The 25,984-nt window shown below is 70.6% G+C and carries 24 protein-coding genes and 1 tRNA gene; 22 read left to right on the forward strand and 3 right to left on the reverse strand.

Going from position 1 to position 25,984, the window contains the following annotated elements; translation table 11 throughout:
* Positions 1-74: 74 nt before the first annotated feature.
* From metG to SALPAC4_RS0113605, 9 genes are all read left to right on the forward strand, one after another.
* Entirely contained in the window at positions 75-1,877 is a 1,803-nt protein-coding gene (gene metG, locus SALPAC4_RS0113560) for a methionine--tRNA ligase (RefSeq protein WP_019870788.1), read from the forward strand.
* A gap of 133 nt (positions 1,878-2,010) precedes the next feature.
* Entirely contained in the window at positions 2,011-2,253 is a 243-nt protein-coding gene (locus SALPAC4_RS0113570; protein WP_018741926.1) for a DUF3311 domain-containing protein, read from the forward strand.
* The gene (gene mctP / locus SALPAC4_RS0113575) at positions 2,253-3,917 is read left to right on the forward strand and encodes a monocarboxylate uptake permease MctP (protein WP_018729486.1); all 1,665 of its coding nucleotides are present in this window, start codon (positions 2,253-2,255) and stop codon (positions 3,915-3,917) included. Before SALPAC4_RS0113570 ends, mctP begins: the two co-directional genes overlap by 1 nt.
* A gap of 54 nt (positions 3,918-3,971) precedes the next feature.
* On the forward strand, positions 3,972-4,907 hold the full coding sequence (locus SALPAC4_RS0113580; protein ID WP_019870789.1) for a TatD family hydrolase: 936 nt from the start codon (positions 3,972-3,974) through the stop codon (positions 4,905-4,907).
* Between the two features lie 79 nt (positions 4,908-4,986).
* Positions 4,987-5,859 (forward strand): 16S rRNA (adenine(1518)-N(6)/adenine(1519)-N(6))-dimethyltransferase RsmA, encoded by an 873-nt coding sequence (rsmA, locus tag SALPAC4_RS0113585; RefSeq protein WP_018737329.1) that lies wholly within the window; start codon positions 4,987-4,989, stop codon positions 5,857-5,859.
* 96 nt (positions 5,860-5,955) lie between these two features.
* On the forward strand, positions 5,956-6,903 hold the full coding sequence (locus SALPAC4_RS0113590) for a 4-(cytidine 5'-diphospho)-2-C-methyl-D-erythritol kinase (RefSeq protein WP_019870790.1): 948 nt from the start codon (positions 5,956-5,958) through the stop codon (positions 6,901-6,903).
* Positions 6,904-7,002: 99 nt separating this feature from the next.
* Positions 7,003-8,799: an ABC-F family ATP-binding cassette domain-containing protein gene (locus SALPAC4_RS0113595; protein WP_019870791.1), complete on the forward strand. Its 1,797-nt coding sequence runs from the start codon at positions 7,003-7,005 to the stop codon at positions 8,797-8,799.
* Positions 8,800-8,902: 103 nt separating this feature from the next.
* Positions 8,903-9,358, forward strand: coding sequence for a DUF4383 domain-containing protein (locus tag SALPAC4_RS0113600; protein WP_019870792.1), 456 nt, complete (start codon positions 8,903-8,905; stop codon positions 9,356-9,358).
* Positions 9,359-9,507: 149 nt separating this feature from the next.
* A complete protein-coding gene (locus SALPAC4_RS0113605) occupies positions 9,508-9,984 on the forward strand; it encodes a DUF4383 domain-containing protein (RefSeq protein WP_018729492.1) in 477 nt (158 codons plus the stop codon).
* A gap of 1 nt (position 9,985) precedes the next feature.
* Here the strand turns inward: SALPAC4_RS0113605 and SALPAC4_RS0113610 are convergent, their stop codons facing one another.
* Positions 9,986-10,669, reverse strand: a complete 684-nt coding sequence (locus SALPAC4_RS0113610; RefSeq protein WP_019870793.1) for a TetR/AcrR family transcriptional regulator — start codon at positions 10,667-10,669, stop codon at positions 9,986-9,988.
* A gap of 311 nt (positions 10,670-10,980) precedes the next feature.
* Here SALPAC4_RS0113610 and SALPAC4_RS0113615 point away from each other — a divergent pair.
* The 8 genes from SALPAC4_RS0113615 (at position 10,981) to SALPAC4_RS0113650 (ending at position 18,656) form a co-directional block, all read left to right on the forward strand.
* A tRNA-Gln gene (locus tag SALPAC4_RS0113615) sits at positions 10,981-11,052 on the forward strand.
* A gap of 100 nt (positions 11,053-11,152) precedes the next feature.
* Entirely contained in the window at positions 11,153-12,691 is a 1,539-nt protein-coding gene (glmU, locus tag SALPAC4_RS0113620; protein ID WP_027644498.1) for a bifunctional UDP-N-acetylglucosamine diphosphorylase/glucosamine-1-phosphate N-acetyltransferase GlmU, read from the forward strand.
* Between the two features lie 53 nt (positions 12,692-12,744).
* Positions 12,745-13,725 (forward strand): ribose-phosphate diphosphokinase, encoded by a 981-nt coding sequence (locus SALPAC4_RS0113625; protein ID WP_018218501.1) that lies wholly within the window; start codon positions 12,745-12,747, stop codon positions 13,723-13,725.
* 367 nt (positions 13,726-14,092) lie between these two features.
* Positions 14,093-14,794 carry a 50S ribosomal protein L25/general stress protein Ctc gene (locus SALPAC4_RS0113630; protein WP_019870795.1) on the forward strand — a complete coding sequence of 234 codons (702 nt, stop codon included), beginning with the start codon at positions 14,093-14,095 and terminating at the stop codon, positions 14,792-14,794.
* A 93-nt stretch (positions 14,795-14,887) separates the two neighbouring features.
* On the forward strand, positions 14,888-15,478 hold the full coding sequence (gene pth, locus SALPAC4_RS0113635; RefSeq protein ID WP_019870796.1) for an aminoacyl-tRNA hydrolase: 591 nt from the start codon (positions 14,888-14,890) through the stop codon (positions 15,476-15,478).
* 62 nt (positions 15,479-15,540) lie between these two features.
* Entirely contained in the window at positions 15,541-16,368 is an 828-nt protein-coding gene (locus SALPAC4_RS0113640) for an inositol monophosphatase family protein (protein ID WP_027644499.1), read from the forward strand.
* Between the two features lie 69 nt (positions 16,369-16,437).
* Positions 16,438-17,349 carry a sulfate adenylyltransferase subunit CysD gene (gene cysD / locus SALPAC4_RS0113645; protein WP_018729499.1) on the forward strand — a complete coding sequence of 304 codons (912 nt, stop codon included), beginning with the start codon at positions 16,438-16,440 and terminating at the stop codon, positions 17,347-17,349.
* Positions 17,349-18,656 carry a sulfate adenylyltransferase subunit 1 gene (locus tag SALPAC4_RS0113650; protein ID WP_019870798.1) on the forward strand — a complete coding sequence of 436 codons (1,308 nt, stop codon included), beginning with the start codon at positions 17,349-17,351 and terminating at the stop codon, positions 18,654-18,656. Before cysD ends, SALPAC4_RS0113650 begins: the two co-directional genes overlap by 1 nt.
* A gap of 97 nt (positions 18,657-18,753) precedes the next feature.
* Here the strand turns inward: SALPAC4_RS0113650 and galE are convergent, their stop codons facing one another.
* Positions 18,754-19,737, reverse strand: a complete 984-nt coding sequence (galE, locus tag SALPAC4_RS0113655) for a UDP-glucose 4-epimerase GalE (RefSeq protein WP_019870799.1) — start codon at positions 19,735-19,737, stop codon at positions 18,754-18,756.
* A gap of 170 nt (positions 19,738-19,907) precedes the next feature.
* On the opposite strand from galE, the gene SALPAC4_RS0113660 reads away from it, so the two are divergent.
* From SALPAC4_RS0113660 to SALPAC4_RS0113680, 5 genes are all read left to right on the forward strand, one after another.
* Positions 19,908-20,930, forward strand: a complete 1,023-nt coding sequence (locus SALPAC4_RS0113660) for a hemolysin family protein (protein ID WP_019870800.1) — start codon at positions 19,908-19,910, stop codon at positions 20,928-20,930.
* A 33-nt stretch (positions 20,931-20,963) separates the two neighbouring features.
* A complete protein-coding gene (gene trpS / locus SALPAC4_RS0113665; protein WP_027644501.1) occupies positions 20,964-21,989 on the forward strand; it encodes a tryptophan--tRNA ligase in 1,026 nt (341 codons plus the stop codon).
* A 30-nt stretch (positions 21,990-22,019) separates the two neighbouring features.
* Positions 22,020-22,598: a 2'-5' RNA ligase family protein gene (locus SALPAC4_RS0113670; protein WP_027644502.1), complete on the forward strand. Its 579-nt coding sequence runs from the start codon at positions 22,020-22,022 to the stop codon at positions 22,596-22,598.
* A 117-nt stretch (positions 22,599-22,715) separates the two neighbouring features.
* Entirely contained in the window at positions 22,716-23,708 is a 993-nt protein-coding gene (locus SALPAC4_RS0113675) for a YihY/virulence factor BrkB family protein (protein ID WP_019870803.1), read from the forward strand.
* 7 nt (positions 23,709-23,715) lie between these two features.
* Entirely contained in the window at positions 23,716-24,159 is a 444-nt protein-coding gene (locus SALPAC4_RS0113680) for a hypothetical protein (protein ID WP_018729506.1), read from the forward strand.
* 75 nt (positions 24,160-24,234) lie between these two features.
* Here the strand turns inward: SALPAC4_RS0113680 and SALPAC4_RS0113685 are convergent, their stop codons facing one another.
* The gene (locus tag SALPAC4_RS0113685) at positions 24,235-25,866 is read right to left on the reverse strand and encodes a glycoside hydrolase family 13 protein (RefSeq protein WP_019870804.1); all 1,632 of its coding nucleotides are present in this window, start codon (positions 25,864-25,866) and stop codon (positions 24,235-24,237) included.
* Between the last annotated feature and the right edge of the window lie 118 nt (positions 25,867-25,984).

A 25,984-nucleotide genomic window follows, 5' to 3' on the forward strand; every position in this document is an offset into this window, starting at 1 on the left:
AGAAGTGACCAGGGCAGGCTGGGCGGGCCTGTTGGTTCGCGGCTCCGCGGCCGGGGTCACTAGGCTTGTTGGCCATGAGTCACGTTCTCGCGGCGGTTGCCTGGCCTTACGCCAACGGCCCGCGCCACATCGGCCACGTCTCCGGCTTCGGCGTTCCCTCCGACGTCTTCGCCCGGTATATGCGGATGGCCGGCCACGACGTGCTCATGGTCTCCGGCACCGACGAGCACGGCACGCCGATCCAGGTGCAGGCCGACGCGGAGGGGGTCACCCCCCGCGAGCTGGCCGACCGCTACAACCGGGTGATCGTGGCGGACCTGCACGGGCTCGGGCTCTCCTACGACCTGTTCACCCGCACCACCACCGGCAACCACTACGCCGTGGTGCAGGAGCTGTTCGAGGGGATGTACCGCAACGGCTACATCGTGCCGAAGACCACGATGGGTGCCATCTCCCCGTCCACCGGTCGGACCCTGCCCGATCGCTACATCGAGGGCACCTGCCCGATCTGCGGCTACGAGAGCGCCCGCGGCGACCAGTGCGACAGCTGCGGCAACCAACTCGACCCGATCGACCTGCGAAACCCGAAGTCGAAGATCAACGGGGAGACGCCGAAGTTCGTCGAGACCGAACACTTCTTCCTCGACCTGCCGGCGCTCGCCGACGTGCTGGGGCAGTGGCTGAACACGCGGGAGGGCTGGCGGCCGAACGTGCTGCGCTTCTCCAAGAACCTGTTGGACGACCTCCAGCCCCGGGCGATCACCCGGGACCTGGAGTGGGGTGTGCCGGTCCCGCTCGACGGCTGGCGGGAGCGCGGCGACAAGCGCATCTACGTGTGGTTCGACGCGGTGATCGGCTACCTCTCCGCCTCGATCGAGTGGGCCCGCCGCTCCGGTGACCAACAGGCGTGGCGCCGGTGGTGGTCGGCGGACGGGCCCGGCAAGGACGCCCCCAGCCACTACTTCATGGGCAAGGACAACATCGTCTTCCACTCGGTGATCTGGCCGGCGCTGCTCGCCGGCTACTCCGGCGAAGGCTCCCACGACGGGCAGCCGGGCGAGCTGGGCCGGCTGAACCTGCCCACCGAGGTGGTCTCCAGCGAGTTCCTGACCATGGAGGGGCGAAAGTTCTCCTCGTCCCGGCGCGTGGTCATCTACGTCCGCGACTTCCTGGAGCGCTACGACGCCGACGCGTTGCGCTACTTCATCGCGGTGGCCGGCCCGGAGAGCAACGACACCGACTTCACCTGGGCGGAGTTCCTCCGGCGCAACAACGACGAGCTGGTAGCCGGCTGGGGCAACCTGGTCAACCGCTCCATCTCGATGGCCGCGAAGAACTTCGGGGGGATTCCGCCGGTCGACCCGGCCGGGCTCACCGAGGCCGACGAGGCGCTGCTCGCGGTGGCCCGGGCCGGCTTCGACACGGTCGGCGAGCTGATCGGCCGGCACCGGCAGAAGCAGGCGATCGGCGAGGCGATGAAGGTGGTGGCCGAGGCCAACCGCTACCTCTCCGAGCAGGCGCCGTGGAAGCTCAAGGGCGAGGCGGACCGGCCGCGGATGGGCACCGTCCTGCACGTCGCCCTCCAGGTGGTCAGCGACGCGAACACGCTGCTCACCCCCTTCCTGCCGCACTCCGCGCAGAAGATCCACCAGCTGCTCGGCGGCACCGGGGTGCACGCGCCGATGCCCGTGATCGAGGAGGTTGAGGACCTCGACGGCGGGCCGGCCTACCCGGTGCTGACCGGCGACTACACGGTCGGTACCCGGTGGGAGTCGGTGCCGTTGGAGGTGGGGCGGGCACTCGACCCGCCCAAGCCGGTGTTCCGCAAACTCGACCCGTCGATCGTGGACGAGGAGCTGGCCCGCCTGGCGGGCTGAGCGCTGGTGGCCGCGCCGCTCGCCGCAGCGGATCCACCGCTCGGCGCAGCGGCCCACCGGCGGCAGGTGATGGTGATCATGCGGTCGTAGTCTCGGCCGGCACACCCCAATCACCCGCACCGGAGGTGGGCCGATGGCCACGCCCGAACCCCAGACGCCGGCCGCCGCGAAGACCCGGGCGAAGGACAAGAGTCCCTGGAACTGGCTGCTCTTCGTGCCGGTCGTCGTGCCGTTGATCCCAGCGTTCTACAACTCCGACTCGCCCCGGGTTCTCGGCTTCCCGCGGTTCTACTGGCTCCAGCTCGCGTACATTCTGCTCGGCGTCGCGGTCACCACGCTCGTGTACCAGCTCACGAAGAAGCGGGGTGACCGCTGATGTGGCGTGACCACGTCACCGAGATCAGCATCTTTACCGCGCTATTCCTGCTGGTGAGCGCCATGGGATTCGTCGCATCCCGTTGGCGCGCGCCGAAGGACATGGCCCACCTCGACGAGTGGGGGCTGGGCGGGCGCAACTTCGGCGGTTGGATCACCTGGTTCCTGATCGGCGGTGACCTGTACACCGCGTACACCTTCGTGGCCGTACCGGCACTGGTCTTCGGTGCCGGCGCGATGGGCTTCTTCGCGGTGCCGTACACCGTCGTCATCTACCCGATGGTCTTCCTGGTGCTCTGTCGACTCTGGTCGGTGTCGCACCGGCACGGCTTCGTCACTCCGGCGGATTTTGTCCGTAGCCGCTTTGACTCGCCGGTGCTCGCACTACTTGTGGCGATTACCGGGATTGTGGCGACGATGCCGTACATCGCGTTGCAGCTCGTCGGGATCGAGGCGGTGCTCAAGACCATGGGCGTGACCGGGGAGAGCAGTCTGGCTCGGCACCTGCCCATCATCATCGCGTTCGCGATCCTGGCGGCGTACACGTACCAGTCCGGGCTCCGCGCGCCGGCGCTGATCGCCTTCGTCAAGGACACCCTGATCTACGTGGTGATCCTGGCGGCGGTGCTGTACCTGCCGTACAAGCTGGGGGGCTGGGGTGAGATCTTCGACGCTGCCGACGCGAAGTTCGCGGCATCACCGAACCCCAATGACGGGATTCTGCTCAACGCCAACAACCAGGTCCAGTACGTCACCCTGGCCTTCGGCTCGGCGCTGGCGCTCTTCCTGTACCCGCACAGCATCACCGGTGTGCTGGCCAGCCGGAACCGGGATGTCATCAAGCGGAACATGTCGGCGTTGCCCGCCTACAGTGTGCTGCTGGGGCTCATCGCGCTGCTCGGCTTCATGGCGATCGCGGCCGACGTGCAGCCGCTACCCGGGGCCACCGCGGGCACGGTGGACAACAACACCATTGTTCCGGTGCTCTTCGACCAGCAGTTCCCGAGCTGGTTCACCGGTGTCGCGTACGCGGCGATCGGCATCGGGGCGCTGGTGCCGGCGGCGATCATGTCGATCGCGGCAGCGAACCTGTTCACCCGCAACATCTACAAGGAGTATTTGCGGCGGGACGCCACTCCGGCGCAGGAGGCGAAGGCCTCCAAGCTCACCTCGTTGGTGGTGAAGATCGGCGCAGTGGCCTGCATCGTCTTCCTCGACCCGCAGTTCTCCATCGACCTCCAGCTGATCGGCGGCGTGATCATCCTGCAGACGCTGCCGGCGGTGGCCCTCGGCCTCTACACCCGCTGGTTCCACCGCGGTGCGCTGATCGCCGGTTGGGCCGTCGGCATGTCCCTGGGCATGTGGATGCTCTACCAGGTGTCCAGCCCGACCCGGAGTCACTTCGGCGGCTCCGCGTTCCCCCTGGAGAGGTTCGGCTTCGACACGACGATGACCATCTACGCCGGATTCGTGGCCGTGCTGGCCAACCTGTTGGTCGCGACAGCGCTGACGCTGGTGCTGCGGACCGCGCAGGTGGCCGATGGGGGCGACCGGACCAGCCCGGACGACTACTTCGCCGACGAGGGGGACCCGCGGGTGAGCCGGGACGACCGCCGGGGCGTCGACCCGGCCCCGGAATCGGTGGCGGGCGCGAATGCCGGGTAGCCGATGGTCCGGGTGAACACCGGGTAGCGGGCGGCTGCCGGCACGTGGTGTGTGATGCTTGCGCTGATGACCGAGCAGACCGAAACCCGTAAGCAGCGCGCGGCCCGCCGGGCCGGGGAGTTCCCGGCCGCTCCCGCGCCGCTGCCCCGACCGGTGCCCGACAGCCACACCCACCTCGACATCACGATCAGCGAGGCCGGGGTCCCGCCGCGCCGGGAAGCGGCGGCCGTCGACGCAGGGGCCGACACCGGCCCGGCGGTCGACCCGGTCCAGGCCGCGGTGGAGGCGGCCGCGGAGGTCGGGGTGGACCGGTTGGTGCAGGTGGGGGTGGACGTCGACTCGTCCCGGTGGGGGTCGGAGCTGGCCCAGCGCTACCCGGCGGTCGTCGCCACCGTCGCGCTGCATCCCAACGAGGCGCCCCGGTTGGCGGAGCTGGACGAGGCGCTGCGGGCCATCGAGTCGCTGGCCGGCCAGGACCGGGTACGGGGCGTCGGCGAGACCGGGATGGACTTCTACCGCACCGGCGAGGACGGGCGGGCCGTGCAGGAGGCCAGTTTCCGGGCGCACATCGACATCGCCAAGCGGTACGGCCGGACCCTGGTGGTCCACGACCGGGAGGCGCACGCCGACGTGTTGCGGATCCTGGACGACGAGGGCGCTCCGGAGACGGTGGTGATGCACTGTTTCTCCGGCGACGCCGAGTTCGCCCGCGCCTGTGTGCGCCGCGGCTACCTGCTCAGCTTCGCCGGCACCGTCACCTTCAGCAGCGCCGCGGCACTGCGGGAGGCCGCCGCGGTGACGCCGCTGGATCACCTCCTCGTGGAGACGGACGCGCCATATCTCACCCCGGTGCCGCACCGGGGCCGGCCCAACGCGTCGTATCTGATCCCGCTCACCGTCCGCGCGCTCGCCGCCACCACCGGCAGCGACCTGGATGAGCTCTGCGCGGCCCTCTCCCGTACCGGCGAGCGGGCCTTCGGCCCCTGGTGACGGCGGGGCTGACGGGATTCCGCGGGGAGGTGGCGGGCCCCTGCCCGAGGCGCCCCGGCGCCCACCTACGCTAGCGGGCGTGACCGGTCTCCTCGGCCCGGCGGAGATCCGGGACCTCGCCGCCCGCCTCGGCGTCGCTCCCACGAAGCGGCTCGGCCAGAACTTCGTCCATGACCCCAACACGGTGCGGCGGATCGTCACCACCGCCGGTCTGACCGCCGAGGACGTGGTGTTGGAGGTCGGGCCGGGACTCGGCTCGCTCACCCTCGCGCTGCTGCCGGCCGCCGCGCACGTGCACGCCATCGAGATTGACCCGGTCCTCGCCGCCGCCCTGCCGGAGACCGCTGCCCGGCACGCCGGTCCCGCCGCCGACCGGCTCTCCGTGCACCGCGCCGACGCGCTCCGGGTCACCGCCGGGCAGCTCGCCGATCCCGCGCCAACCGCGTTGGTCGCCAACCTGCCGTACAACGTCGCCGTGCCGGTGGTGCTGCACCTGCTCGCCGAGTTGCCGACGCTGCGGCACGGCCTGGTCATGGTGCAGAAGGAGGTCGCCGATCGGCTCGTCGCCGGTCCCGGTTCCCGGGTGTACGGCGTGCCGTCGGTCAAACTCGCCTGGTACGCCCACGTCCACGCGGCCGGGAAGGTGCCGCCGAACGTGTTCTGGCCGGTGCCGAACGTCGACTCCGGGCTGGTCGCCTTCACCCGTCGGGAACCGCCGGGCGTGGGTGGTTCCCGGGAGCGGGTCTTCGCGGTGGTGGATGCCGCGTTCGCCCAGCGTCGGAAAACCCTTCGGGCGGCCCTGGCCGGCTGGGCCGGCGGTGCGGACCGGGCGGCCGCGGTGCTCACCGCCGCCGGAGTGGATCCCCGCGCTCGCGGGGAGGCGCTCCCGGTCGAGCAGTTCGCCGCTATCGCCGCGTCGGCCCCGGCCGCCTCCGACCGGGCAGTAGGCTGACGCCGTGCTCGCCGAGGAAGTACGACAAACTACGCCGCTGCCCCCGCCCGTCGCGCCCGGGACGGGGAGCCGGGACTCGGTCTGGGACATCATCCCGTGACCGAGGCATGGCGGCCGGAGGATGACGAGCCGCGAGGTGCCAGCGGGCCGGTTCGGGTCCGAGTCCCCGCGAAGATCAACCTGCACCTGGGGGTGGGGCCGCTGCGCGGGGACGGCTATCACGAGCTCAACACCGTCTACCACGCGATCTCCATTCACGACGAGTTGACCGCCCGCCGGGGCGACACCCTCACCCTGACCATGGAGGGTGAGGGGACCGGTGAATTGGCCCTGGACGAGTCAAACCTGGTCATCCGGGCCGCCCGCGCCCTCGCCAGCTCCGTCGGGGTGCCGCCGCATGCCCGGCTACACCTGCGCAAGCAGATTCCCCTGGCTGGTGGGCTCGCCGGGGGCAGTGCCGACGCCGCCGCCGCGCTGGTTGCCTGCGATGCCCTCTGGGGGACCGGGCTCTCCCGCGACGAACTGGCGGAGATCGCCGCCGGCCTCGGTTCCGACGTGCCGTTCCTGATCCACGGGGGCACCGCGCTCGGCACCGGTCGGGGCGAGGCGGTCAGCCCAGTACTGGCCCGGCCGACCATCTGGCACTGGGTCGTCGCGGTCGCCGACGGCGGCCTGTCCACGCCGGTCGCGTACCGGGAACTCGATCGGCTCCGAGCTGCCGGGGCCGCCGGCCCCCCGCTTGGCAGCACCGACACCCTCCTCGCCGCCCTCCGGCAGCGAGACCCGCGGGTGCTCGCCGCGGCCCTCGGCAACGACCTCCAGGACGCCGCGCTCGCCCTGCGACCGTCCCTGGCCGCCACGCTGAAGGCGGGTGAGGCGGCGGGTGCGCTCGCCGGCATCGTCTCCGGCTCCGGGCCGACCTGTGTCTTCCTCGCCACCGGAGCCGCCGACGCGGAGCGGATCGCCACCGAGTTGGACGCCCTCGACGTGTGCCGACAGGCGCGCACCGCGCACGGCCCGGTCGCCGGGGCCCGGATCGGCTGACCGTCCCCGGCGCCGCCCGCCGGGCGCCCGCGTACCCTTGCCTCGGGCGTCCTTGGCTGCCGATCCGGTGCCGGACGCCCTGACCATGGAAGGGGTGTAGTGGCCAACATCGTCAACCTGGACCGGGTGTCCAAGGGCTACGGCGCGGCCGGGCCGCTGCTCACCGATGTCTCGCTCGGTCTCGACGACGCCGACCGGATCGGTGTGGTGGGGCTCAACGGCGCCGGCAAATCTACCCTGCTGCGCCTGCTCACTCGGCAGGAGGAGCCGGACGACGGCCGGGTGACGCACCGTCGCGACCTGCGCGTCGCCGGGTTGCCGCAGACCCTGCAGCTCGCCCCCGACGCGACCGTCCGAGACGTGGTCCTCGGCACCGCGTGGCTGGCCGAGGGGATGGGCGCCGAGCACGAGTGGGCCGGCGACGCCGGAGTCCGGGCGGTCCTCGACGGTCTCGGGATGCCGCACCTCGGCCTCGACGCTCCGGTCGGCCCGATGTCCGGCGGCGAGCGCCGGCGGGTCGCCCTGGCCGCGCTGCTGGTCCGCGACGCCGACCTGCTGATCCTCGACGAGCCCACCAACCATCTCGATGTCGGCGGCATCGACTGGCTGGCCCGGCACCTGCTCACCCGCCGCGGTGCGCTCGTCGTGGTCACCCACGACCGGTGGTTCCTCGACGCCGTCTGCACCACCACCTGGGAGGTCGCCGACCAGACCGTCCGGGCGTACGAGGGCGGTTTCGCCGCCTGGACCCTCGCCCGGGTCGAACGGGAACGGGTCGCCGCCGCCACCGAGGCGCGCCGCCAGAACCTACTCCGTAAGGAGATCGCCTGGCTGCGCCGCGGCGCGCCGGCCCGTACCGCCAAGCCGAAGTTCCGCATCGACGCGGCGAACGCGCTGATCGCGGACGTTCCGCCGCCGCGGGACAGCATGTCGCTGCAGCGGCTCGCCACCGCCCGGCTCGGCAAGCAGGTCTACGACCTGGAGCACGTCCGGTTGGACGCGGGGCCGAAGGAGATCCTGCGCGACCTCACCTGGCAGGTCGGTCCCGGGGATCGGATCGCCGTTCTCGGCCGTAACGGCGCCGGCAAGACCACGCTGCTGCGGATGCTCGCCGGCGTCACCCGACCGGATCATGGCCGGTTCGTGGCCGGTTCCACCGTGCGCCCCGCGTTCCTCTCCCAGGAACTCGCCGAGCTCCCCGGCCGGCTGCGCGTCCTCGAGGCGGTAGAGGAGGTCGCCCGCCGGGTCCGGCTCGGTGACCGAGAGATCTCCGCCGCCCAGCTCGCCGAGGTCTTCGGCTTCGACGACCGCCGGCTCTGGACCCCGGTGGCTGATCTCTCCGGTGGCGAGCGGCGGCGGCTGCAGCTGCTGCGCCTGCTCGCCGGTGAGCCGAATGTGCTCCTGCTGGACGAGCCCACCAACGACCTCGACACCGACACCCTCGCCGCGCTCGAGGATCTGCTCGACTCCTGGCCCGGCGTGATCGTCGTGGCCAGCCACGACCGTTACCTGGTGGAACGGGTCGCCGACACCGTGTATGGCATGTTCGGTGACGGCGAGCTGGTGCACCTGCCCGGCGGGGTTGACGAGTACCTGGCGCGGGCCACCGACGGCCCCCGTCCAGCACCGGCGACGGGGCCGGCACCGGCGAAGGCGAAGGCGAGCGGGATGTCTGCCGCGCAGGTCCGCCAGGCCCGCAAGGAGCTGGCCCGGCTCGAGCGGCAGGTCGGCCGGCTGGAGCAGCGGGAGGCGGAGCTGCTCGACCAGCTGGCCGCGAACGCGACCGACTACGCGCGGGTCGCTGAGCTGGATAGCCAGCTCAAGGAGGTCCGGGGCGAGCGGGAGCAGGTCGAACAGGCCTGGCTGACGCTCGCTGACGAGATCCCGAGCGACTGACCGCCGCTGCGCCGCAGCCCGCCCGGACCGTGTGCGGCGTCACACCGGCCGGTACGGGACAATCGGCGCCGACCCTCACCGTAACGTCGTTGGAGACTCAGCCATGGCCCACACCCCCGTGAACCACCCCGCGCGGCCGATCTACCGGGCGATCGGCGGGCTGACCGGCCTGTACCTGGTCGCCTTCGGCGCGCTCGGTCTCGTCGCGACCGCCGGCGACGAGCTCTGGGCCCAGGGCGACACCGCGGTGCTCGGTCAGGGCACGAACCTTGGTTTCTCGTTGCTCAGCGTGCTGCTCGGCGGCGCCGTGCTGGCCGGTACGGCGATCGGCCGCAACGTCGATGTGTTGATCAATCAGGGGCTGGGGTACCTGGGTATGGTGCTCAGCCTCGCCGGCCTCGCCTTCCTCCGGACCGAGGCGAACATCTTCAACTTCAGCATCGCCACCGTCCTCGTGCTGATGGTGACCGGCCTGGTCCTGCTCATGGTCGGGATGTACGGCAAGGTCGGCACCGACGCGGAGCAGGAGGCCTGGCAGCGGGCGCGGCTGGTGCTCTGACCATCGGCCCCGGCCGCGGCGCCCAGCCGCCCCCACTGGGGCGTTGCTGGGCGCCGTGGTGCTTGCGGCTACCGGTCGATTCCCCGTACGTGCGGCCCCGGCCCGGGTGACAATGGCCCCTGACTGTCGTCGATCGGTCGGAGGGCGTCATGGCGCACATCCCGCTGAACCATCCGGCGCGGCCGATCTACCGGGTCCTCGCCGGGCTGATCGGTCTCTACATCCTGGTCTTCGGCGTCTGGGGCACCGCGCAGACGCTGGGTGACCCGCTCTTCGACCGGGACGGAGAGTGGGTGCTCGGCCTCCGCACCAACCTCGCGTTCGCGCTGGCCTCGGTGGTCTTCGGCGCCTTCCTCCTGGTGGGGGCGTCCCGGCGGGGCAATCTGGGCCACTACATGAACCTGACCGCCGGGGTCGTCTTCCTGGTGACCAGCATCCTGATGATGGCGGTGCTGCAGACCTCGGCCAACTTCCTCAGCTTCTCAATGTCGACCGTGGTCGTGTCGATGCTTTTCGGGCTAATCCTGCTCGGCACCGGCCTCTACGACAAGGTCGGGCCCGTGGAACACACCGAGACGGAGCAGGGCGGCTCCGGCCAGCCGGTCGCCGACCAGAACCGGTCCTGACTCAGCGTCTCCGGATGGTGATCAGGTCGGGCTTCGCCTCGAGGTGAGACAGGCCGTTCCAGGCCAGGTTCACCAGGTGCGCCGCCACCGTCTCCTTACGCGGTCGGCGCACCTCCAGCCACCAGCGCCCGGTTAGCGCCACCATTCCCACCAGGGCCTGGGCGTAGAGTTCGGCGAGTTTCGGGTCGTAGCCGCGGCTGGAGAACTCGGCGCCGAGGATGTGCTCCACCTGGTGCGCGACGTCGTTCATGACGCTGCTGAAGTTGCCTGTTGACGACATCAGGGGTGACTCCCGGACCAACACCCGGAACCCGCTGGTCTCCTCCTCGATGTAGGTGAGCAGGGTCAGCGCGGCCTGTTCGAGCAGCTCCCGCGGGTGGCCGGCGGTCAGGGCGGTGGTGATCCGGTCGAGCAGGCTGCGGACCTCCCGGTCCACCACCACCGCGTACAGCCCCTCCTTGCCGCCGAAGTGCTCGTACACCACCGGTTTGGAGACCTTCGCCCGAGCCGCCACCTCTTCGATCGAGGTGGCGTCGAAGCCGCGTTCGGCGAAGAGCTGGCGCGCGGTCGAGATGAGTTGTTCGCGTCGCTGCGCCGCGGACATGCGTACCCGTGCGCTCTTGCCGGCCGCCGCGGCTCCCCGTCGCCGACCGGGGGTGGGGTCGGTGCCCAGGCCATCCATCATGTCGTCACCTCATCGGCGCTCGGTGCCGTCCAGTCGTGTGGGGTCGAGCCGGTCACCGGCCATCCTGCCAGGTGGGCTCGGGCGCTCCGTTCGGCGGCGGTCGGGAGCAGGGCCGCCGTGGCTGTACCGCGCCGCGGCACGGTGTGCCCCGTGCCGACCCACCACCCGGTTGCCCCTCCGGGGGCGGGGACTATCGTGGCTTCCGGTAATCCGACACGCGGTCCGGTGCCGTCCGGGCGGATCGCAGGTATGATCACCAAGCTGTTCCGGATCGTAGGTCTGCCCGACTGCGCCTTCGGATGACATGGCGATGGGGTGTGGGGTAACGGCAACCCGCAGGCCTTTGGAGCCTTGAGCTCCTGGTTCGAATCCAGGCACCCCAGCTCATGCCACCGGTCAGCATTGTGAAGGCCCCGCCGATGCCGCGTTGATGTCTGGTTAGCATGACCGCGAGACTGTCACCGCACCGACGGGAGCCCCTCCGTGTCCCAGCAGCCCCCTCCCCGTACCGTCGTCGTGCTCGCCGCTGGTGCGGGTAAGCGGATGAAGTCCGGGCTCCCGAAGGTGCTGCATCCCCTGCTTGGCCGCACGCTCGTCGGCCACGTGCTCAGCGCCGCCGCACCGCTCGCCGCCGACCGCACGGTGGTGGTGGTCGGCCACGGCGCCGACCAGGTCCGGACTCATCTGGCGGAGATCACCCCGCAGGCCACCCCGGTGCTCCAGGCCGAACAGCTCGGCACCGGGCACGCGGTGCGGATCGCGTTGGCCGCCGTCCCGGAGAGCAGCGGCACCGTGGTGGTTCTCAACGGGGATGTGCCGCTGCTGCGGCCGGAGACGCTCGGCGGGTTGGTCGAGGCGCACGAGCGGGCGGGTGCCGCCGCGACGGTGCTGGCCGCGGAGGTGCCCGATCCGACCGGGCTCGGCCGGGTCGTCCGGGACGCGGACGGTCGGCTCCAGCAGATCGTGGAGCAGCGCGACACGACCCCCGCCCAGCGGGAGATTCGGGAGATCAACGCTGGCATCTACGCCTTCGACGCGGACCGGCTGCGGGGCGCGCTCGGCAAACTGTCGACCGACAACGCCCAGGGCGAGGAGTACCTGACCGACGTCTTCAGCCTGCTGCGGTCGGCGAACGAGCCGGTGGCGGTGCACGTGGCCCCGGACCACATCGAGACGCTGGGCTGCAACGACCGGGTGGAGTTGGCCGGGCTGCGGCGACTGCTGCGCGACCGGGTCAACGAGGCCTGGATGCGCAGCGGGGTCAGCCTGCTCGACCCGGCGACGACCTGGATCGATGTGACCGTGGCGCTGGACCGGGACGCGGTGGTCGATCAGAACACGCAGCTGCGGGGTGGCACCGTGATCGGTGCCGGGGCGCAGGTCGGCCCGGACGTCACGCTGGTGGACACCGTGGTCGGGCCCGGTGCCACCGTGGTCCGTAGCCACGCGATCGGGGCGGAGATCGGCCCGGCGGCCAGCGTCGGCCCGTACGCGTACCTGCGGCCGGCGGCACGGCTCGCGGAGAAGTCGAAGGTCGGCACCTTCGTCGAGGTGAAGAACTCCGAGGTCGGCGCGGGGTCGAAGGTCCCGCACCTGACCTACGTCGGGGACGCCACGATCGGCGAGCAGACCAATATCGGCGCGGCGACCGTGTTCGTCAACTACGACGGGGTACGTAAGCACCGCACCGTCATCGGTGACCACGCCCGTACCGGTGCGGACAACATGTTCGTGGCGCCGGTCGAGGTCGGCGACGGGGCGTACACGGCGGCCGGTTCCGTGATCGATCAGGACGTGCCGTCCGGGGCGATGGCGGTGGCCCGGTCGCGGCAGCGCAACGTCGAGGGCTGGGTGCTCAAGCGGCGGGCCGGCACGGCCGCCGCGGCGGCTGCCGAGCGTGCGGGGCAGGCCGGTGTCGCGGGAGTGTCTTCCGGGGCGACGGCAAGTGAAGGTGAGGCAATGCACGCGGGGGCCGAGCCGGTGGGTGGGGCGCACGGCACCGGGGATACTGCAACCGACTAGCCCCGGCCCACCACCCGCGCCGGGCACCACCAACCAACAGGAGCAGACGGGCCATGGGCAGCATCGTCGCCGAAAACCGCAAGAGCCTGATGCTCTTCTCCGGGCGTGGCTTTCCGGAGTTAGCCAAGGAGATCGGCGAGGTGCTCGGGGTCGCCCCGACACCGGCCGACGCCTACGATTTCGCCAACGGTGAGATCTTCGTCCGCTACAAGGACTCGGTGCGCGGTTCGGACGCCTTCGTGGTGCAGTCCGTCACGCACGGGGTCAACACCTGGGTCATGGAGACCCTGATCATGATCGACGCGTTGAAGCGTGGGTCGGCCAAGCGGATCACCGTGGTCCTGCCGTTCTACCCGTACTCGCGGCAGGACAAGAAGCACCGGGGCCGGGAGCCGATCTCGGGCCGGCTGATCGCGGACCTGTTGAAGACCGCCGGCGCGAACCGGATTCTCACCGTGGATCTGCACACCGCCCAGATCCAGGGCTTCTTCGACGGCCCGGTGGACCACCTCTTCGCGATGGACGTGCTCGCCGAGGAGGTGGAGCGTCGGTACGCGGGGCGTCCGATGACGGTGGTCGCCCCGGATTCGGGTCGGGTCCGGGTCGCCGAGCGGTGGACCGACCGGCTGGGCGGCTGCCCGCTGGCGTTCATCCACAAGACCCGGGACCCGTCCAAGCCGAACCAGGTGGTGGCGAACCGGGTGGTCGGTGAGGTTGAGGGCCGGGTCTGCCTGATCGTCGACGACATGATCGACACGGGTGGCACGATCACCAAGGCGGCGGAGATCCTCAAGGAGTTGGGTGCGGCCGAGATCGTCGTCGCCTCCACCCACGCGCTCTTCTCGGACCCGGCGACCGAGCGGCTGAAGAACAGCCCGATCAGCGAGGTACTGGTGACGAACACGTTGCCGCTGCCGCCGGAGAAGCAGCTCGACAAGATCACCGTGCTGTCGATCGCACCGCTGCTGGCCCGGGCGATCCGGGAGGTCTTTGACGACGGCTCGGTGACCACCCTCTTCGGTGGCCTGAGCTGAGTTGCGCCGGAGCAGCCCGGTCCGCAGTGGTCACCGCCGCCGGACCGGGCTTCTCCGGCGGCCTCGGCGTCGCCACGCTCAGTGAGCCCGCGGCCACCGCGCCGGCTTCGGCCTCGGCGCGGTGTCGGGGGGCTCCGGCAGGAGCGATCGAATCGCGGGGTGCCGCCGGAGTGAGCGGACAACCTTCGGGTAGACTAGTCGGGTTGCCACGGCGAGGGTGCCCTGCGGGCCGCTGATCAGGACCGCACGGAGGCGCCGTCATCGACGCGGCGCTCCTAGGCGGTCGGTCATGACGCAGGAGCCCCAGCGAGCCCCTCACCCGGCACCGAGACGACCATCGCCGCAGCGAAGCATCAGGAGTTTCCCCGTGTCCGAGGTAAAGATCAGCGCCGAGCCCCGTACCGAGTTCGGCAAGGGGGGTGCCCGTCGTACCCGCCGGGCCGGCAAGGTGCCTGCCGTGCTGTACGGCCACGGCGAGAAGCCCAAGCACATCGCGCTGCCGGCCCGGGAGTTCGCCGCGGCGATCCGGCGCGGTGGTGCCAACCAGCTCTTCACGATCGACGTCAGCGACGGCACGCAGGTGCTGGCGCTGCCGAAGGCGATCCAGCGGGATCCGATTAAGGACACCTTCGAGCACGTGGACCTGCTGCTGGTCCGCCGTGGCGAGCAGGTCACGGTTGAGGTCCCGGTGCAGCTGGTCGGGGAGGCCGCGAAGGGCACGCTGATCGTGCACGACCACGACAGCCTCTCGGTGACCGCTGACGCCACCAAGGTGCCGGACCACCTCGACGCCACCATTGAGGGCCTGGAGGCGGGCACGCAGGTCGCCGCCGGCGACGTGCAGCTGCCGGCCGGAGTCGAGCTGGCCACCGACCCGGAGCTGCCGGTCGCCGCGGTGACCGCCGCCCCGACCGAGGAGCAGCTCGAGGCCACGCTGCCGGAGGTGGAGGAGGCCGCTGCGGAGGCCGAGGCCGAGGTTGGCGAGGTCACCGAGGTTTCGGAGGGCGCCGAGGCTGGTGCTCCGGCGACCGAGCAGGAGGCGGGTACCGAGGCGAAGGCCGAGGCCTGATCGTTCGCTGCGCAGGTGCCAGGCGTCCCCGCTCGTCGGGGGCGCCTGTTGGCGTATTGGTGGGCGGCACGGTGTGAGCGGAAGGGGTAGACGGTGGCGGAGGAGACAGGGCCGTGGCTGGTCGTCGGTCTGGGTAACCCCGGTCGGCAGTACGCCGGGAACCGGCACAACGTCGGCTTCCTCGTGGCTGACCTGTTGGCCGGGCGGCTGGGGTCCCGCTTCGGTCGACACAAGCGGGCGATGGCGGAGGCCGCTGAGGGACGGTTGGGTCTCGGCGGCCCACGGCTGGTGCTGGTGAAGCCGCTGACGTACATGAACCTCTCCGGTGCGGCGGTGGCGGGCCTGGCGCAGTTCTATAAGGTGTCGCCGGCGCGGGTGGTCGCCGTCCATGACGAGCTGGATATCCCCTACGGCCAGATTCGGGTGAAGTGTGGCGGCGGCGAGGGCGGCCACAACGGCCTGCGGTCGATGACGAAGTCCCTGGGGACGAAGGAGTACGCCCGGGTACGGTTCGGGGTCGGCCGGCCGCCGGCGCGGCGGGACCCCGCGGATTTCGTACTGTCGGATTTCGGTACCGTCGAGCGTAAGGAGCTGGATTTCCTGGTGGATCGGGCGGCAGATGTCGTGGAGTCGGTTCTCCAACGCGGGGTGGAGCCGACCCAGAACCTCTATCACGGTGCCTGACGGCCGGTGTGGTGATGGTCTCCGACCCTTCAGGCGGGTGGCGCGGCGACGGGAGTACGGGAATGAGTAGCCCTCCGATGATCGACGGGGCGTTCGCCCGTTGGCTGGCGGTCCGGGCCGGGCAGGCGTTGGCCAGCCTCCGCGACGAGGTGGGCTTCGGTGACCCGGCCGCCCTGAAGGCCGCGGGGGACAAGGTCTCGCACGACCTGCTCCGTACTGAACTGGCGACGTGGCGTCCGCAGGATGCGGTCCTGTCGGAGGAGGACGAGGGCTCCCGGCTGGCCTGGTCGGCGGAGGCGGGCGCTTCGACCGCGCCCCGACTGACCAGCGACCGAGTGTGGATCATCGACCCCTTGGACGGGACCCGGGAGTTCGCCGAGGCCGGCCGGGTGGACTGGGCCGTGCATGTGGCGCTCTGGGCGAGGAATGCCCCGACGCCGCACGGGCTGGTGGCGGGTGCGGTCGGGTTGCCGGCCCAGGATCGGGTACTGGGAACGGACTACCCGCCGGGGTACCCGCCGGTGCCGGCGGCGACCACTGCGGGCGAGCCGGCGATCCGGTTGGCCGCCAGTCGCAGCCGTCCCCCGCTCTTCCTCACCGACCTGGCCGCCGAGGTTGGTGCCCAGCTGGTGCCGATGGGTTCGGCCGGTGCGAAGATCGCGGCGGTGATCACCGGTGAGGTGGACGCGTACATCCACGCGGGCGGGCAGTACGAGTGGGACTCGGCGGCGCCGGTGGCGGTGGCGACCGCCGCTGGGCTGCATGCTTCCCGAATCGACGGCTCCGAACTGAGGTACAACGAAGCCAACCCGCGCCTGCCGGACCTGCTGGTCTGTCGCAAGGATCTCGCCAGTCGGTTGCTTGCGGCGTTGCAGCGCCATTGCGGGTAGCCTGAGCGCTACTTCTGGTAAAGCCGACCGGAAAGGTCTGGAAATGAGTGCGGGAATCGAGTCGGCGTCATGACGACGACGGCCGCCTACCAGGTATCCCACCTCGATGCGCTGGAGGCGGAGAGCATCTTCGTGCTGCGCGAGGTGGTCGCGGAGATGGAACGACCGGTGCTGCTCTTCTCCGGCGGCAAAGACTCAATTGTGATGCTGTGGCTGGCGCAGAAGGCGTTCGCCCCGGCGAACATTCCGTTCCCGGTGCTGCATGTCGACACCGGGCACAACTTCCCCGAGGTGCTGGCGTACCGGGACCAGCGGGTCGCCGAGCTGGGCCTGCAGCTGGTGGTGGCGAGCGTACCGGAGGCCCTGGCCAGTGGGCTGGTACGGGAAAGCGCCGACGGCATGCGCAACCGGATCCAGACCCCGGTGCTCCTGGCCGCGGTCGAGCAGCACCGCTTCGACGCGCTCTTCGGTGGTGCCCGCCGGGATGAGGAGAAGGCGCGGGCCAAGGAGCGGGTGTTCAGCTTCCGGGACGAGTTCGGCCAGTGGGATCCGAAGAACCAGCGTCCGGAGCTCTGGTCGCTTTACAACGGCCGGCACCAGCCGGGTGAGTCGATCCGGGCGTTTCCGCTGTCCAACTGGACCGAGCTGGATGTCTGGCACTACATCGCCCGGGAACGGATTGAGGCGCCCTCGATCTACTACGCGCACGAGCGCGAGGTGATCGAGCGCGACGGGATGCTGTACGCGGTGAACGAGTTCATCCGCCCCCGCGCCGGTGAGGAGCGGTTCAAGGCTCGGGTGCGCTATCGGACGGTGGGCGACGCCTCCTGCACGGCGGCGGTCCGGTCGGACGCCGACACGGTGGCGAAGGTCATTGCGGAGGTGGCAGCCACCCGGATCACCGAGCGGGGCGCGACCCGTGGTGACGACCGGGTCAGCGAGGCCGCGATGGAGGACCGCAAGCGGGAGGGCTACTTCTGATGACCACCGAGACGACCGCCGAGGTCGGTGCCGAAGCGGCGTCCGCCCGTCCGATGGACTTGTTGCGGTTCGCCACGGCCGGCAGCGTGGATGACGGCAAGTCGACCCTGATCGGCCGCCTGCTCTATGACACCCGGTCCCTCTTTACTGATCAGCTCGCCGCGGTGGAGGCGGTCAGCGCGGCCCGCGGCGACGAGTACACCAATCTCGCGCTGCTCACCGACGGCCTGCGGGCCGAGCGGGAGCAGGGCATCACGATCGACGTGGCGTACCGCTACTTCGCCACCCCCCGGCGGAAGTTCATCATCGCCGACACCCCGGGGCACATCCAGTACACCCGGAACATGGTCACCGGTGCCTCCACCGCCGACCTGGCGCTGATCCTGGTCGACGCGCGGAAGGGGTTGGTGGAGCAGTCCCGTCGACACGCCTTCCTCTGCTCCCTGCTGCGGGTGCCGCACCTGGTCCTCTGTGTCAACAAGATGGACCTGGTGGACTGGTCGCGCGAGGTCTACGAGAGGATCGCCGACGAGTTCACCGCGTTCGCGGCGAAGCTCGACGTACCCGACCTGACGGTGGTGCCGGTCTCCGCGCTGCACGGCGACAACATCGTCTCCCGGTCGGAGAAGATGCCCTGGTACGAGGGGCCGTCCCTGCTGCACCACCTGGAACGGGTGCACATCGCCAGCGATCGCAACCTGGTCGACGTGCGTTTCCCTGTGCAGTACGTGATCCGCCCGCAGTCCACCACCGTCACCGACTACCGCGGGTACGCGGGTCAGGTCGCCTCCGGCGTACTCAAGCCCGATGACGAGGTGATGGTGCTGCCGAGCGGTTTCACCAGCCGGATCGCCGCGGTGGAGACCGCCGACGGGCCGGTCCCGGAGGCGTTTCCGCCGATGTCGGTGACCGTACGGTTGACTGACGAGATCGACATTTCCCGAGGCGACATGATCTGTCGTCCGAACAACGCCCCGGCCGTTGCCCAGGACATCGAGGCGATGGTCTGTTGGATGGACGAGACCCGACCGTTGCAGCTCGGTGGCAGGTACGTGATCAAGCACACCACCCGGTCGGCCCGAGCCATCGTGCGTGGGCTGCACTACCGGCTGGACATCAACTCGCTGCACCGGGACGAGTCGGCGGGGGAGTTGCGGCTCAACGAGATCGGCCGGGTCCGGTTCCGGACGATGGTTCCGCTGCTCGTTGACGAATACCGCCGGAACCGCACCACTGGTGGATTTGTTGTCATCGACGAGACAACGAACCGGACGGTTGGCGCCGGCATGATCGTAGAGGCGGGCTGACCCACCGGTCACGCGAGCGCTTCGGGCCGCCGCTCATCAAGGATGGCCGCGTGCCGGCGACGACGTGCCCCGGCACGCGCCGCCGGCACCCTGCCGGCTACCCCCGTTCCGGCAGTTGGTCGCGGTAGAAGGTCCAGGCGTCACGAATGATGTCGTGCAGGGCAGGCTTGGCGGGTGTCCAGCCCAACTCGGTCCGGGCCAGGTCGGCGGCGGCGACCAACTCGGCGGGGTCGCCGACGCGGCGGGGGGCGACCACCACCGGAACCGGACGGCCGGTGACCTCGCGGACCACCTCGACGACCTCACGGTTGGTGAACCCGCTGCCGTTGCCGAGGTTGTAGATCCGGTGCTGTCCGCCGGCCGTGGCGTCGAGCGCGAGCAGGTGCGCCCGGGCAAGGTCGGTGACGTGGATGTAGTCGCGGACGCAGGTGCCGTCGACGGTCGGGTAGTCGTCGCCGAAGAGCTGGAGCTTCTCCCGGCGGCCGGCGGCAACGTCGAATGCGATGGGGATGAGGTGCGTCTCCGGATCGTGCCGCTCCCCGAGGGGCACCGGGGCATCCAGGTGAGCGCCGGCGACGTTGAAGTAGCGCAGCGAGACGGCAGCCAACCCGTTCCCGGCCGCTGCCGAGGTGAGTGCCATGTCGACGGTGAGCTTGGTGGCCCCGTAGGTGCTAGTGGGGGCGGTGATCGCCGTCTCCGGGATGGGTAGCTCGGTCGGGTTGCCGTACACGGCGGCGGTGGAGGAGAAGACGACCTTCGGCACCCCCGCGACGCGTACGGCCTCGAGCAGGGCGAGGGAGCCGACGACGTTGGTGTGCCAGTACAGCTCTGGCCGGACCATCGACTCACCGGCGGCGATCAGGGCGGCGAAGTGCAGCACCCCGTCGAAGCCCGCCTGCGGGGTCAGCACCTGTGCCACGTCGTCCAGGGGGGCGACGACGTGGGTGGCGTCGGGTGCCACGGCGACGCGGTGTCCGGTCCGGAGGTCGTCCAGGACGACAACCTCGTGGCCGGCGTCGAGCAGCATCCGGGTCACCACGCTGCCGATGAAGCCGGCGCCGCCGGTGACGAGCAGTTTCACGTTGATCTCCTCCTGCCGGGTCGCCCCGCCAGCGACCTTCGGTGGTCACCCTACGGCGGCTCGCTGTGACGGCGCTGCGAGTCAACCGGCGGGGCGGGCCGCCGTCTCCGTCGAGGAAGAACTGGCGCAGTGCTGTCCCGCCACTGCGATCGGTGTCTACCATCCATCTCATGCGGGAAGCGGGTCGTCCCGGGCTCCGGCGCCGTGCGCGGGGGCGACCCCGCCGCGAACCCAGCCCGCTGGCCTGGGCGGTCGCCCGGGTCGTGGTCCGCACCGCTACCGCCGCCACCCGGCTGGTGACCGGTCTGCTCGGCACCAGCCCGGCGGCCGGCCGGGAACGGATCAGCGAGGACGAGTTGCGCGACCTGGTCGCCGCGGCGACCGTGTTGGGCCCGGTGGAACGGCGGATCATCGACGAGGTCCTCGTGGCCGGTGCGAGCCTGGTACGCGAGGTGATGATGCCGCGCACCGAGGTGGTCTTCCTCTCCACCGAGCTGAGCACCGCCCAGGCGGAGCGCCTGGTCCGGGCCGAGCCGCACACCCGCTACCCGGTGGTTGACGGGACCCACGACGACGTGGTCGGCTTCGTGCACCTACACGACGTGCTGCTCCGTACCGACGAAGATCCCCAGGTCACGGTCGGCGAGCTGGCGCGGGAGGTCAAGCGCCTGCCCGGCAGCAAACGGGTGCTTCCGGCCCTGACCGAGATGCGCCGGGAGGGGCATCACCTGGCGGTGGTCGTTGACGAGTACGGGGGGACCGCCGGCATCGTCACTTTTGAGGATCTGATCGAGGAACTGGTCGGCGAAGTGCACGACGAGTACGACACCCCGCCGGAGCCGACCAACGCCGGATTGCCCACCACCGTTGACGGTCGGCTGAACCTGGCCGACTTCGCCGAGCGGACCGGGGTGAACCTGCCGAACGGACCGTACGAGACGGTTGGTGGTTATGTCATGGCCGCGCTGGGGCGGCTGCCGGTGGCCGGCGACGAGGTATCGGTGATCGTCGCCCCGGCCGCCCCGGTGGAGCCGGTGCGGGAGACGCCCGGGGGGTGGCGGCTGCGGGTGCTGGCGCTGGAGGGGCGTCGGGTGGCCCGGGTGACGGTAGCCGCCGCTCGGCCCCCCGAGTCGAGACGGGAGACGGGCGTCCCCACCCGGTCCGGCCACGATCGACCCGCCGGCCCGTCCTGACGGACGCCCCGGGTTGCTGACAGAATTGCCAGCATGTCCAACGTACCCGTTCGACCGCGCGTGTTCTCCGGCATCCAGCCGACCGCCGACTCGTTCCATCTCGGCAACTACCTGGGCGCGGTTCAGCACTGGGTGGCGTTGCAGGAGACACATGACGCCACCTACTGCGTGGTTGATCTGCACGCGATCACCGCCGGGCACGACCCCCGGGTGTTGGCGCAGCGGTCCCGGGTGGCCGCTGCGCAGCTTCTCGCGGTGGGGCTGGACCCGGAGCGCTGCACCCTCTTCGTGCAGTCCCAGGTGCCCGAGCACGCGCAGTTGGCCTGGGTGTTGGGGTGCATCACCGGGTTCGGCGAGGCGGGCCGGATGACCCAGTTCAAGGACAAGTCGCAGAAGCAGGGCAACGAGCGGGCCAGCGTCGGCCTGTTCACGTATCCGGTCCTGCAGGCGGCCGACATCCTCCTCTACCAGGCGGACGCGGTGCCGGTCGGCGAGGACCAGCGGCAGCACCTGGAGCTTAGCCGCGATCTGGCGCAGCGGTTCAACACGCGGTTCGGGCCAACCTTCACGGTTCCCGCGGCGCACATCGTCAAGGACACGGCGAAGATCACGGACTTGCAGGACCCGACGGCGAAGATGTCGAAGTCGTCCTCCTCGCCCGCGGGTATCGTCCTGTTCCTGGAGGACGCGGCCCGGTCGGTCAAGAAGATCCGTTCGGCGGTCACCGACACCGGCCGCGAGATCGTCTTTGATGTCCAGCAGAAGCCGGGTATCGCCAACCTGCTGACGATCTACTCGGCGCTCTCCGGCCGGAGCATCGACGATCTGGTCGGCGCCTACGCGGGCAAGGGCTACGGTGACCTGAAGAAGGACCTCGGAGAGGTGGTACGCGAGTTCGTGACGCCGATCCAGGAACGCACCCGCGGCTACCTGGACGACCCGGCCCAGCTCGACAAGCTGCTCGCTGCCGGGGCGCAGAAGGCGCGGGCGGTGGCGGCACCGACCCTGCAGGCGGTGTACGAGCGGGTGGGCTTCTTCCCGCCGGTGCGCGGCGAGTAGGCAGCGACGCGACCTGTGCGGGTGAGCGGGATGGAACCGGTGGCCGAAGAGGTGACACGAGGCGTGGACCTGCGGGACGGGTCGCCGGCAGCTGGCGGCACAATCCAGATCGGCATCGCTGTGGACATCCCCGAGCCGTGGGGGAGTGTGCTGACCCAGCGGCGAATGGCGGCGGGGGACCAACAGGCCGTCCCGGCGCACGTGACGCTGCTCGGGCCGACCGAGATTCCAGGTGCCGCCCTGCCGGTAGTCGAACGGCACCTGACCGCGGTCGCCGCCGCGCACCTCCCGTTCACCCTGCACCTACGCGGGACCGGGACGTTCCGGCCGGTCACCCAGGTGGTTTTCGTGACGGTGGCGACCGGGATCAGCGAGTGTGAACTGCTCGCCGCGGCGATCCGGGCGGCTCCGGAGCTGCGTCGGGAAACCCGTTTTCCGTACCATCCGCACGTCACGGTGGCGCAGGATGTCTCACCCGAGGCACTGGACCAGGCGTACGGGGACCTGGCCGACTTCTCGGCGATGTTCGAGGTGGAGGCGTTCACCCTCTTCTCCCATAGTGGTCAGACGCGGTGGCAGCCCCGGCGGGACTTTCGGCTCGGCGGCTGAGCTGGTGCCCCGGCCCCGACGGCGCAACCCGTACCCCGTTCCCGGCGGGTCCGCGTCGGTCCGGGCTTACCACGGGGGATGCCGGCGTGCCGGTGACGCGTCGGCGAGGATGGCGGGGTGAACGTGTTCCGCCGTATCCAGGATGGTGCCCACGGGCGGATCACCACCGCACGGCGCCGCTATCCGGCCTTCGACCACGGGTTGCGGGCGGCCCTGCTCTACAACCGCCGGTTCGGCAGCCGGCTCGCCGCCGCGATCGCATACTACGGCTTCTTTGCGGTCTTCGCGCTCGCCCTCGTCGCCTACTCCGTCTTCGGGGCGATCCTGGAGGGCAACGCCGAGGTAAATTCTGCCGCGGCGGGATTCCTCCGGGAAAATCTGCCCTTCCTTGACCCGGTGCAGGTGGCGGAGAGTAGCGGGGCCGTCGGTGTGGTCGGCCTGATCATCCTGGTCTTCACCGGGGTCGGCTGGGTGGAGGCGATCCGTTCCTCCCAGCGGCTGCTGTACGACCTCGACCAACAACCCGGCAACTTTGTCGTTCGCCGCCTGGTCGACCTGGGCGTGCTGTTGGTGGTGTTCGTGCTGCTCGGCGTCTCGGTAGCGGCGGTGGACACGCTGGAGTCGCTGCTGCGGTGGCTGTTGGGCAGTGCCGGCTCGGCCGGGCTCACCACGATCAGCGCGGTGCTCAGCATCTTCGTGAACGCGGTGCTGGCGACCCTGCTGCTGGTGGCGGTGCCTCGGCTGCGGCCCAGCCGGGTCCGGCTGCGCCCGGCGGTGCTGCTGGTGGCGGTGGGGATCACCCTGCTCAACACCATCGGGCGCTACTACGTGGTGCGGACCGAGCGAAACCCCGCGTACACGGTGGTGGCGGGCGCGGTGGGGCTGCTGCTCTACCTCTACCTGCTCAACCAACTCGTGCTCTTCGGCGCGGCGTTGGTGGCTACCGACACCCGGGGACAGGTGGTGGACCTCACGGCGGAGCGGGGGGTGGGCGATCAGGAGGAGGAGGGCTCCCCACCTCCCGGGCAGACGAGTGCGAACCGGCCGACGGCACCCGAACAAGGGACGGAGCGTCGAACCGGGGATCCGCCCACGGCCGGGGAACGATGATTGGCGGGTGGGCGCTCTCGTGACACTCGATCTGCCGGACGACTCGCCGATGCTCGACCTGCCGTGGATCATCACCTTCGGGCCGCTCGGCGACGCTGACGAGTGGGAGCCGGTGGTCTGCGGCCCGTACGAGCGAGCGCCCGCGTTGGCGCTGGCCGAGGTGATGGTTGCGGAGGAGGCGTTGATGGCGGTGGTCGAGCCGCTGCTGCCGGCGGTGTCGGCGGAGCAGATCCGCGATGAGATCACCGCGGCGCAGGCCGCCGCCGAGGATGAGGCGGCGGCGCAGGCGGACAGCGCCGAACTCTACGGCAACTTCGAGGACACCTTCGACGAGGAGCTGGCGGCGGCGGAGCGGGAGTCGGAGGCCCAGCCGGCGATGCCCCCGAGCGAAGCCGCGATCCGGGCGGGGTTTGCCCGGATCGCGGCGAAGTTGCCGGGCCTCGAGCGGTGACCCGCACCGGTCGGTGCCTAGCCGCCCGGCGGCCCGGGGCACGCCGAACGACCAGGTCGATCGGGGCTTACCCGCTCAGCGTCGTTCGAACCAGGCAGCCGCGTCGACCGGAATCAGGTAACTGGAGCCCTCCCGGGTGAGCGCGGCGCTGGCGACGAGCGGCTCGCCGTACTCGGTGCTGACGGCGGGTGCGTCGCTGATGTTCACCACACAGGTGAGGGCCGTACCGTCGGCGGTACGGGTGAAGGCGAGGACGCCCGGTTGGGTCTCCTCCCAGCAGAGGTGGGCCGCGGCGGTGGAGAGCGCCGGGTGCGCTCGGCGGATCCGGAGCGCGGTGCGATACAGCTCGAGCGTGGAGTCGGGGGCACCGTTCTGGGCGGCCACCGACAGTTCACGCCAGGTGGCCGGGGCGGGCAGCCAGCTCGGCGCGCTGCCGTCGGGGCTGAAGCCGTACGGGGCCAGCTCGCCGCTCCACGGGATCGGCACCCGGCAGCCGTCCCGGCTCTGGCCGGTCCGCAGGTACTGCGGGTCCTGTCGCAGGTCGTCGGGGAGGTCGAGGACCTCGGGTAGGCCCAACTCCTCGCCCTGGTAGACGTAGGCGCAGCCGGGCAGCGCGAGCATCAGCAGGGCCGCGGCGCGGGCGCGGCGCAGCCCTGCTGGCCCATCCCCGTACCGGGTGACGTGTCGCTGCTTGTCATGGTTTGACAGCACCCAGGTGGTGGGCGCGTTGATGACCGCTGACTCGGCGAGGGCGCTGTCGATGACCTTGCGGAAGGAGTCGGCTGACCAGTGGGCGTCGAGGAAGTCGAAGCTGAACGCCTGGTGCAGCTCGTCTGGACCGATGTAGCGGGCGAGCCGTTGCGGGGTCTCCGCCCATGCCTCGGCCACCGCCATCCGGCCGCCGGGGTAGCTGTCCAGGATGGGCCGCCAGGCACGGTAGATGTCGTGCACCTCGTCCTGGTCAAAGTAGGGCAGTCGGCTCTTGCCGAGCAGCTCGACCTGTCGTTGGCCGGTCCGCTGGCCGAAGCCGACATCCGGCAGGCCCTCCGCCTTGATCATTCCGTGGGCCACGTCAATCCGGAAGCCGTCCACACCGCGGTCCAACCAGAACCGGAGCACCTCCTCGAACTCGGCGCGGACCTCGGGGTTGCGCCAGTTCAGGTCCGGCTGTGCCGAGTCGAACAGGTGCAGGTACCACTGCCCGTCGGGCAGTCGGGTCCAGGCCGGTCCGCCGAAGATGCTCTCCCAGTCGTTCGGCGGCAGTTCGCCCGCCGTGCCGCGCCCCGCGGCGAAGTGGTAGCGGGCCCGTTCGGGGGAGCCGGGGGCCGCCGCGAGGGCAGCCTGGAACCAGGGGTGGACGCTCGACGTGTGATTGGGCACCAGGTCGACGATGATCCGTAGGCCCAGTGCGTGCGCGTCCACGACCACCTCGTCGAACTCGGTGAGGGTGCCGAACATCGGGTCGACATCGCGGTAGTCGGCGACGTCGTAGCCGCCGTCAATCATGGGTGAGGGGTAGAAGGGGGTCAACCAGAGCGCCTCCACCCCGAGGTCCCGTAGGTACGGCAGGCGTTGCCGCAGGCCCAACAGGTCGCCGATCCCGTCGCCATTCGCGTCGGCGAAGCTGCGGAGGTAGACCTGATAGATGGCGGCGGAGCGCCACCAGTCATCGTCGGAGGTGGGCGGGGTGGGGTTGCGGACGGTCATGCGGGGTTCCCCGATCTCGCGCGGTACGGCGGTCTCCGGCGCGGGCAGGGGTGGTGGCGCCGGTTGCTGTGCAGAATGCCGGCAGGGCGTTGCAAGAGTCAAGCAGAGCTTGCGCAAG

It is taken from the genome of Salinispora oceanensis, from assembly GCF_000383575.1.
GTDB lineage: Bacteria > Actinomycetota > Actinomycetes > Mycobacteriales > Micromonosporaceae > Micromonospora > Micromonospora oceanensis.

Excerpts from the sequence above, each read along its gene's own strand:
- metG (WP_019870788.1), top strand. The coding sequence starts at position 75 with ATGAGTCACGTTCTCGCGGCGGTTGCCTGGCCTTACGCCAACGGCCCG.
- SALPAC4_RS0113570 (WP_018741926.1), top strand. The coding sequence starts at position 2,011 with ATGGCCACGCCCGAACCCCAGACGCCGGCCGCCGCGAAGACCCGGGCG.
- mctP (WP_018729486.1), top strand. The coding sequence starts at position 2,253 with ATGTGGCGTGACCACGTCACCGAGATCAGCATCTTTACCGCGCTATTC.
- SALPAC4_RS0113580 (WP_019870789.1), top strand. The coding sequence starts at position 3,972 with ATGCTTGCGCTGATGACCGAGCAGACCGAAACCCGTAAGCAGCGCGCG.
- SALPAC4_RS0113600 (WP_019870792.1), top strand. The coding sequence starts at position 8,903 with ATGGCCCACACCCCCGTGAACCACCCCGCGCGGCCGATCTACCGGGCG.
- SALPAC4_RS0113605 (WP_018729492.1), top strand. The coding sequence starts at position 9,508 with ATGGCGCACATCCCGCTGAACCATCCGGCGCGGCCGATCTACCGGGTC.
- SALPAC4_RS0113610 (WP_019870793.1), bottom strand. The coding sequence starts at position 10,669 with ATGATGGATGGCCTGGGCACCGACCCCACCCCCGGTCGGCGACGGGGA.
- SALPAC4_RS0113625 (WP_018218501.1), top strand. The coding sequence starts at position 12,745 with ATGGGCAGCATCGTCGCCGAAAACCGCAAGAGCCTGATGCTCTTCTCC.
- SALPAC4_RS0113640 (WP_027644499.1), top strand. The coding sequence starts at position 15,541 with ATGAGTAGCCCTCCGATGATCGACGGGGCGTTCGCCCGTTGGCTGGCG.
- cysD (WP_018729499.1), top strand. The coding sequence starts at position 16,438 with ATGACGACGACGGCCGCCTACCAGGTATCCCACCTCGATGCGCTGGAG.
- SALPAC4_RS0113650 (WP_019870798.1), top strand. The coding sequence starts at position 17,349 with ATGACCACCGAGACGACCGCCGAGGTCGGTGCCGAAGCGGCGTCCGCC.
- SALPAC4_RS0113660 (WP_019870800.1), top strand. The coding sequence starts at position 19,908 with ATGCGGGAAGCGGGTCGTCCCGGGCTCCGGCGCCGTGCGCGGGGGCGA.
- trpS (WP_027644501.1), top strand. The coding sequence starts at position 20,964 with ATGTCCAACGTACCCGTTCGACCGCGCGTGTTCTCCGGCATCCAGCCG.
- SALPAC4_RS0113670 (WP_027644502.1), top strand. The coding sequence starts at position 22,020 with ATGGAACCGGTGGCCGAAGAGGTGACACGAGGCGTGGACCTGCGGGAC.
- SALPAC4_RS0113685 (WP_019870804.1), bottom strand. The coding sequence starts at position 25,866 with ATGACCGTCCGCAACCCCACCCCGCCCACCTCCGACGATGACTGGTGG.